The organism is Thioclava sp. JE_KL1, assembly GCF_009296265.1.
Lineage (GTDB): Bacteria > Pseudomonadota > Alphaproteobacteria > Rhodobacterales > Rhodobacteraceae > Thioclava.
The window spans coordinates 1-7,741 of sequence record NZ_WBJS01000031.1 but is presented as its reverse complement, the minus strand read 5'-3'; the positions used below and the strand labels follow the sequence as shown (position 1 = coordinate 7,741).

5 protein-coding genes are annotated in these 7,741 nt (G+C 55.4%); all 5 read left to right on the top strand.

The features are described 5' to 3' along the window. Nucleotides 1-250, top strand: a 250-nt coding sequence (locus F8R15_RS20490; protein ID WP_152845820.1) for a BRO family protein, incomplete at its 5' end; no start/stop codon positions are given. Nucleotides 251-423: 173 nt separating this feature from the next. Further along, complete coding sequence (locus F8R15_RS20485) at nt 424-1,986, top strand: class I SAM-dependent DNA methyltransferase (protein WP_152845819.1); 1,563 nt, start codon at nt 424-426, stop codon at nt 1,984-1,986. Further along, a complete protein-coding gene (locus F8R15_RS20480) occupies nt 1,967-3,337 on the top strand; it encodes a restriction endonuclease subunit S (RefSeq protein ID WP_152845818.1) in 1,371 nt (456 codons plus the stop codon). The genes F8R15_RS20485 and F8R15_RS20480 overlap by 20 nt, the downstream gene beginning before the upstream one ends. Next, the gene (locus tag F8R15_RS20475) at nt 3,334-4,368 is read left to right on the top strand and encodes an SIR2 family protein (RefSeq protein ID WP_152845817.1); all 1,035 of its coding nucleotides are present in this window, start codon (nt 3,334-3,336) and stop codon (nt 4,366-4,368) included. Before F8R15_RS20480 ends, F8R15_RS20475 begins: the two co-directional genes overlap by 4 nt. Next, entirely contained in the window at nt 4,365-7,502 is a 3,138-nt protein-coding gene (locus F8R15_RS20470; protein ID WP_152845816.1) for a type I restriction endonuclease subunit R, read from the top strand. The genes F8R15_RS20475 and F8R15_RS20470 overlap by 4 nt, the downstream gene beginning before the upstream one ends. The last annotated feature ends 239 nt before the right edge of the window (nt 7,503-7,741 follow it).

Sequence of the window (7,741 nt, the reverse complement as noted above, 5' to 3'; positions counted from 1 at the left end):
CATGATCAACGGTGACCCGTGGTTCGTGGTCCGCGACGTGCTAGGGGTGAAGGACACCTCAATGGCGCTGAAAAACACAAGTCAGGCTTGTGTTATGATGTACAAAACCCCCGGCACACGTGGCCGAGAGAGCAACCTGGTTGAACAGGCTGGTCTCTACAAGCTGGTGTTTCGCAGCGACAAGCCAAATCACGAACGCAACTCGAGCCTCATGGGCTCGCCCCATAATCGTTTCACTGACGGTCAATAGAGGGCCAGGTCCTGAACAGTGCTCGCAAACAAAAGCGGACTCCTTTGGGAGTAGATCAAGTCAAAACAAAGTTCGACATCACGGCAGACCGCGGATTTCGGTTCGACTCGCAAGCCTCGAATGGTTAAGTCTTTCTTTTACCGAATAGCGACTAATTCACGAGCAAAACGATTATGGCAAAAGACAATCGGCAGGCTGATCTAGATTTCGCAGCCGACCTATTTAAAGCAGCGGACAAGATGCGCGGTGGCCTTGAGCCTTCCGAATACAAGCACGTCGCACTGGGTCTGATCTTCCTCAAGTACATCTCCGAAGCCTTCCAGGCGATGCATGACCAACTCTCCGAGCATGAATTCGCGGACCCCGAGGATCCAGAGGAATACCTCGCCGAAAACGTCTTCTGGGTGCCAGAAAAAGCCCGCTGGTCGCACATCCAGAAAAACGCTCGCTCTGAAGACATCGGGAAAATTATCGACAACGCAATGGAGGCGATTGAGGCTGAGCAAACGAACGAAAGCCTCAAGGGCGTTCTACCCAAGGACTACGCCCGGCCTACATTGAACAAAACGATGCTGGGCGAGTTGGTCGATCTCTTTTCCAACATCAAGATGCACGACAGCGCCGACCGTGCCCGCGACCTTTTGGGTCGTGTTTACGAATACTTCATCTCAGGCTTCGCCAGTGCCGAAGGCAAACGCGGCGGAGAATTCTTCACGCCCCGCTCCGTCGTCCGCACGCTCGTTAAAATGCTCGAACCCTATCAAGGCCGCGTCTATGACCCCTGCTGTGGTTCGGGCGGCATGTTCATTCAGTCCGAGAAGTTCATCGAGGAACACGGCGGCAATCCCCTGAACCTCGCCGTCTATGGGCAAGAGATCAACCACACTACATGGCGATTGGCCAAGATGAACCTTGCGGTGCATGGTATCGACGCGGACATCGCCTGGGACAACGCGGGCAGTTTTCACAAGGACGCGCACCCGGGCCTCAAGGCCGACTACATCCTCGCCAATCCGCCGTTCAACATCTCGGATTGGGGCGGCGAACGACTGACCGAGGACGAACGCTGGAAGTATGGCACCCCGCCCAAGGGCAACGCCAACTTCGCGTGGTTGCAGCACATCATCCACCACCTCGCCCCGCGCGGCCATGCGGGGGTGGTGCTGGCCAATGGCTCTATGTCGTCGCAAACCAGCGGCGAGGGCGAGATCAGAAAGCGCCTGATCGAGGAGGACCGCGTCGATTGCATGGTCGCCCTGCCGGGGCAGCTGTTCTATTCCACGCAAATTCCCGTCTGCCTTTGGATTTTGAGCCGCGACAAAAGCGCAAACGGCCTGAGGGACAGGCGCGGAGAGGTGCTGTTCATCGACGCACGAAACATGGGCCATATGGTGGACCGGGTGCGGCGCGAGTTTTCGGACGAGGACATCGAGCAGATCGCAGGCACCTACCGCCGCTGGCGGGCCAAGCCCGAGACGCTGGAGGAGAAAGGCTGGGAGGCCTACGCCGACGAGGCGGGCTTCTGCAAATCCGAGGGGCTGGAGACCATCCGCAAGTTCGACCATGTGCTAACGCCGGGGCGGTATGTTGGGGCGGCTGAAGACGAGGACGATGGTGTGCCGTTTAAGGAGAGGTTTGCGTCGTTAACTGGTCTCTTGAACGACCAATTCGAACAAAGTCGGTCTTTAGAAGAAGCTATCACCGCAGGAATCGCGAGTGTCTCTCAAGATGCCTGAATGGAGAGTTCATAGCCTAGCAGAGGTTTACGACTTCGCCTCGGGCCTCTCCAAACCAAGGTCCGAATTTGGTTCCGGCTTCCCGTTCCTTTCTTTTAAGGATGTTTTCTACAACCGGTTCGTTCCTAAAACGCTGGAAAACTTGGTCCAATCGAGTGACGCCGAGCGCAAGAAATGCTCGGTCAAGCGAGGCGATGTATTCCTCACACGAACCAGCGAAACTATGGACGAACTGGGGATGAGCTGCATTTCTCTATCCGATGTTCCCGATGCCACATTCAACGGCTTTACAAAGCGGCTCCGTCCTAAAGATGAGAGTTACATACTGCCAGAGTACGCGGGTTATTACTTTAGCAGCCCGCGTTTCAGGCAATCGGTCAACGCGATGTCCACGATGTCCACCCGGGCCAGCTTGAACAACGACATGCTGTCGAGACTAGAAATCGTTGTTCCAGAACCAGACGAGCAGTTGCGAATTGCCAATGTGCTAAAGCCGCTCGACGACAAAATCGAGCTGAACCGACGGATGAATGAGACGTTGGAAGAGATGGCGCGGGCGTTGTTTCGGGATTGGTTCGTCGATTTCGGCCCCACCCGCCGCCAGATGGAAGGAGCCACCGACCCCGCCGCCATCATGGGCCACGCCTTCCCCCCCGAAAAAGCCGCCACCCTCGCCCCCCTTTTCCCCGCCGAACTGGGCGACGATGGCTTGCCCGAGGGATGGGAGATGGAAACCTTAGGAGATTTTGTGGAACGCTCTGGCGGTTCGATACAAACCGGCCCGTTCGGCAGCCAGTTGCACAAGTCAGACTATGCACAAAGAGGTGTGCCGGTGCTGATGCCTGCAAACTTGACCTATTCGCAGATCAAGCAGGAAGGGGTCGCCTATATCACCGAGGAAAAAGCGAATTCATTGGCAAAGCATCGCTGTCAACCCGGTGACATCATCTACGGAAGACGAGGCGACATCGGGCGGAAGGCTCTCATTTCTGAAGCTCAAAACGGCTGGCTCTGCGGCACTGGCTGCCTGAAGGTGAGCGTTCATTCAAAAGAACGTTCGCCCAACGTGCTGTTCATGCAGCTCGACACTGAAAGTGCTGTTCAATGGATACGAAGTCGCGCGATTGGCGCAACTATGCCGAACCTCAACACCAAGACCTTGGGGGGCTTACCGATCCTCAAAATTGGCTGCGAACTAAGCGCTCCGTTTACCGAAATCGCCGGGCCGCTTGAAGAAAAGAGGCAGCAAAACGACGCCGAAAACCAAACCCTCAGCGCTCTCCGCGACCTCCTCTTGCCCAAACTCATGTCTGGCAACATCCGCCTGAAAGACGCGGAGGCAGCATTATGAATAGCTATTTCGAACCTCGTTTTCACGATCACCTCGACGAAGTCTCGCCGGTGATTTGGGGCGGCGAGCAATACTCCAGCGGTCAAGCATTTAAAGACCATGCACCCACGGACTATGAGTCAAACTTGACCACTTGGGTGCAGGAGAAGCAGGAAGAAGCCCGCGGTCGCGTGCGCGATATGCTCACAGATTGCGGTTGTCTCCCGCGTTTTAACCGCCTCGCTGAGCGTCACATGCAACAACAAATTTTGCCATTTGTTGGCGCAGGCATGTCCAAGCCAAGTGGTTTCCCAATGTGGGGCGCGTTTCTTAAAGACCTCGCTCAAAACGACCCCCATGTTCTGGACCAAGTGGAACTCGCAATCGAAGAGGGGCGGTTTTCAGACGCCGCCGAGATCATCGCGGACGAATTTGAAGAGAACATGCTGGCCGAGCAGATCGAAAACTACTTCGCCGGGAAAGTGTTCACACCAGAAGGCCCGGTTCGATTGATACCTCAGCTATTCAAGCTTGGGTGCGTAACAACCAATTTCGATCATGTCCTTGAAAAAGTGTATGAACACAACGAACAGGCTTTCGCAGAAGTATTCTCCGGCGCAAACATCATCAATGCACCAAGGGAAGCGGCAAGCGGAGCCAATGTGTTATTCAAAATCCACGGGACTGCGACCTCAAGAAACGGGCGTGTTCTCACAACCCGCGAATACAACGACGCTTACGGCAATCAAAGAACTGTGCCAGGTACGCTCAATTTCCTTATCTCAAATCGCAGTCTTTTGTTCATGGGGTGCAGTCTCGCGACAGATCGCACGATAACCGCGATGCAAGAGATCAAAGCCATGAACGGAGCAGCAGGGTTGCGTCACTATGCATTTCTTGCTGATCCCGGCCAAGCCAATCGAACAGCAAAGCATACCGAACTTCAACAGGCTGAGATTCATCCGATTTGGTATCCGGTAGAAGACCATGAAACCGATCACGACGCGTGGCTTGAAGACCTTCTTTTCGCGCTGGATGGCGGTCCGCTATGAGCTTCACCGAAGACCTTGTCGAACAAGTCGCCCTTGGCATCCTGCAAGAGATCGGCTGGCGGTATGAAGACCCGGCCTCTATTGCTCCCGATGGGCCAGAGCGGCGGCGGGTGTCGAATGGGGATGTGGTTCTACCGGAGTTGTTGGAGGAGGCGGCAAAGCGGCTCAACCCCGATATCCCCGAAGACGCGCTGCAGATGGCGCTCAAACAGGTTCAGCGCAGCGAGACGCCCTCGCTCATCGAAGAGAACCGACGCATTCACCGGCTGTTGGTCGATGGCGTCGATGTCGAGTATCGCCGCGCCGATGGCTCCATCAAGGGCGACAAGGTCCGCCTGATCGACTTTGCCAATCCGTCCAACAACGACCTCATGGTCACGAACCAATTCACCGTGGTCGAGAATGGGCATAATCGTCGTCCGGACGTTGTGGCTTTTGTCAACGGCTTGCCGCTCGTGGTGATCGAACTCAAGAATGCCGCCAGCGAAAACGCAACGATCCATGACGCGTTCAACCAGCTCCAGACCTACAAGCACCAAATACCCTCGCTCTTTCGCACAAACGCCGCTGTAGTAACTTCTGACGGACTTCTGGCACGTGTCGGGTCACTGAGTGCGGATGAGGACCGCTTCATGCCATGGCGGACCGTTACAGGGGCGCAGGACGACTTCACGCCCGAGGGACCAAAGGAAATGGAGACCCTAGTGCGGGGGCTCCTAGCCCCCACGAGGCTCTTGCAGCTTGTCCGGGACTTCACGGTCTTTGGCGACAAGGGCGACGGGGTGTTCAAGATCATTGCGGGCTATCACCAGTTCCACGGGGCTAGGAAAGCGCTGGCAAGTGCGATTGAGGCCTCAAGCCAAGACGGAGACCGAAAGGTGGGTGTCATTTGGCACACCCAAGGGTCCGGCAAGAGTTTCCTTATGGCCTTCTTTGCGGGGCTCTTGGTGCGGTCCGAGGCGCTCGAGAACCCAACCGTCGTGGTGGTGACAGACCGGAACGATCTGGACGATCAGCTCTTCGGGACCTTTTCGCTTTGCAAGGATTTGATCCGCCAAACGCCGGAGCAAGTCGAGGACCGCGACGACCTGCGCCAAAGGCTGGATCGCACCTCCGGCGGTGTGATCTTTTCCACGTTGCAGAAATTCTCGCCGCTTTCGGGTGAAGAGACGTCTCCCAAGCTGTCAGACCGGCGGAACATCATCGTCATCGCAGACGAGGCCCACCGAAGCCAGTACGGCTTTGACGCTAAACTCGACCGCACTACAGGCGTTCGAAAGTATGGCTACGCCCACTACCTGCGCCAAGCACTGCCGAATGCGTCCTTCGCCGGTTTCACCGGCACACCTATCGAGGAAGCCGACGTAAACACGCCCGCCGTGTTTGGCGAATACGTCGACATCTACGACATAAGCCGCGCTGTGGAAGACAAAGCCACGGTGCCGATCTACTACGAAAGCAGGCTCGCTCGCGTTGAACTTGAGCGAAACAAATTGCCTGAAATCGACGCTGCGGTTGATGAACTTTTTGACGACGAGTCGATCTCTGAACAGGAGCAAGCCAAAGCGAGCTGGGCGACCGTCGAGCGGCTTGTGGGAGCGTCGCCGAGACTGGAAAAAGTCGCTGAAGACATTGTCGCTCACTTCGAAGACCGTCTTGAGGCGATAGCGGGCAAAGGCATGATCGTCTGCATGAGCCGTGCCATCTGCGTTGATCTCTATGAACGCATTGTCGCACTTCGCCCGAGCTGGCATTCCGAAGACGATACAGAGGGCGCGATCAAGGTCGTGATGACTGGCTCAGCGTCGGATCCATTGGAGTGGCAACCGCACATTGGAAACAAGATGCGTCGCGATCTGCTCGCAAAACGGGCAAGGGACCCGCAAGACCCACTTAAGTTGGTGATTGTGAGGGATATGTGGCTGACTGGCTTTGATGCACCGAGCATGCACACGATGTACATCGACAAGCCAATGCGGGGTCATGGTCTTATGCAGGCCATTGCGCGTGTAAACCGCGTGTTCAAGGATAAGCCTGGGGGACTTGTGGTCGATTACATTGGTATTGGCCAGAATTTGAGAACGGCGTTGCAGAACTATACGTCTACAGATCGCGAGCAAACCGGCATTGACGAAGAAGAGGCGGTGTCCGCCTTACAAGAACTGTTGGAAAGGTGCCAGGATTTCTTCGCGGGCTTCGACTATAGCTTGGGCATTTCAGGAGCGCCGCATGAGCGCTTACAGGTGCTTGCGGGCGCGATTCAGTGGACACTTGAAAAGCAAAAGGTACGGGCTGACGCCCAAGCCGATGAGAAAGCTAAGAAGGCCGAGCTGAACTACTACAATAATTTGGTCGCAAACCTCTCTAAGGCATTCGCTTTGGCTTCGGCAAGCGACTACGCGCAAACGATCAAGGAAGAGGTAGGTTTTTTTCAGGCAGTACGTGCGGCATTGGCCAAGACCTCTGCGCGTTCAAATATTAGCCGACGTGACCGCGAGTTCGCTATTGGTCAGCTTATCTCCGATGCGATTGCAGATGCGAGCATTATAGACGTCTTGGAGGCGGCGGGTCTCAAATCGCCCGAGATTTCGGTGCTTTCGGATGACTTCTTGGCTGAAATTCAGAACATGGAGCACAAGAACTTGGCTCTCGAAGCTTTGCGAAAGCTCCTAGCCGGCGAGATCAAGGCACGCCAAAAGCTCAACGTCGTTGAAGCCAAGGCCTTCTCCGAACGCCTCGAAGATGCGGTGTCTAGATACCACGCCAACGCCATCACCAGCGTGGAGATGATCCAAGAGCTCATTAATATGGCTAAAGAGTTGAAAGCGTCTGTTCAGCGTGGAGACGATCTTGGCCTGAGCGCAGAAGAAATGGCGTTCTATGATGCGCTTGCGCAAAATCAGAGTGCCGTCGAGATGCTTGGCAACGATGAACTGCGCAAGATTGCCCATGTTCTTGTCGAGCAGCTACAAAAAAACGTCACGGTCGATTGGCACCTGAAAGAAAGCGCTCGTGCCAAGCTGCGGGTCTTGGTGCGGCGAATTCTGAAGAAATATGGCTATCCGCCGGACCTCGCGCCGGTTGCGATCAACACAGTACTGAGCCAGGCTGAGACGCTCCTGAAATGGAGTTAGGTTTTCTCGGAGAAACCCGAAAATTGGTCTGTTGGAACAAATTCCGAGGTTACAGTAGGGATAACATTAGTCTGATGAATGTTTAGCTGCCCTGTTCAACCAGGTTGCTCTCTCGGCCACGTGTGCCGGGGGTTTTGTACATCATAACACAAGCCTGACTTGTGTTTTTCAGCGCCATTGAGGTGTCCTTCACCCCTAGCACGTCGCGGACCACGAACCACGGGTCACCGTTGATCATG

Bases quoted from the DNA above. Each gene is read 5' to 3' on its own strand.
- F8R15_RS20485 (WP_152845819.1), top strand. From the start codon at position 424: ATGGCAAAAGACAATCGGCAGGCTGATCTAGATTTCGCAGCCGACCTA.
- F8R15_RS20475 (WP_152845817.1), top strand. From the start codon at position 3,334: ATGAATAGCTATTTCGAACCTCGTTTTCACGATCACCTCGACGAAGTC.
- F8R15_RS20470 (WP_152845816.1), top strand. From the start codon at position 4,365: ATGAGCTTCACCGAAGACCTTGTCGAACAAGTCGCCCTTGGCATCCTG.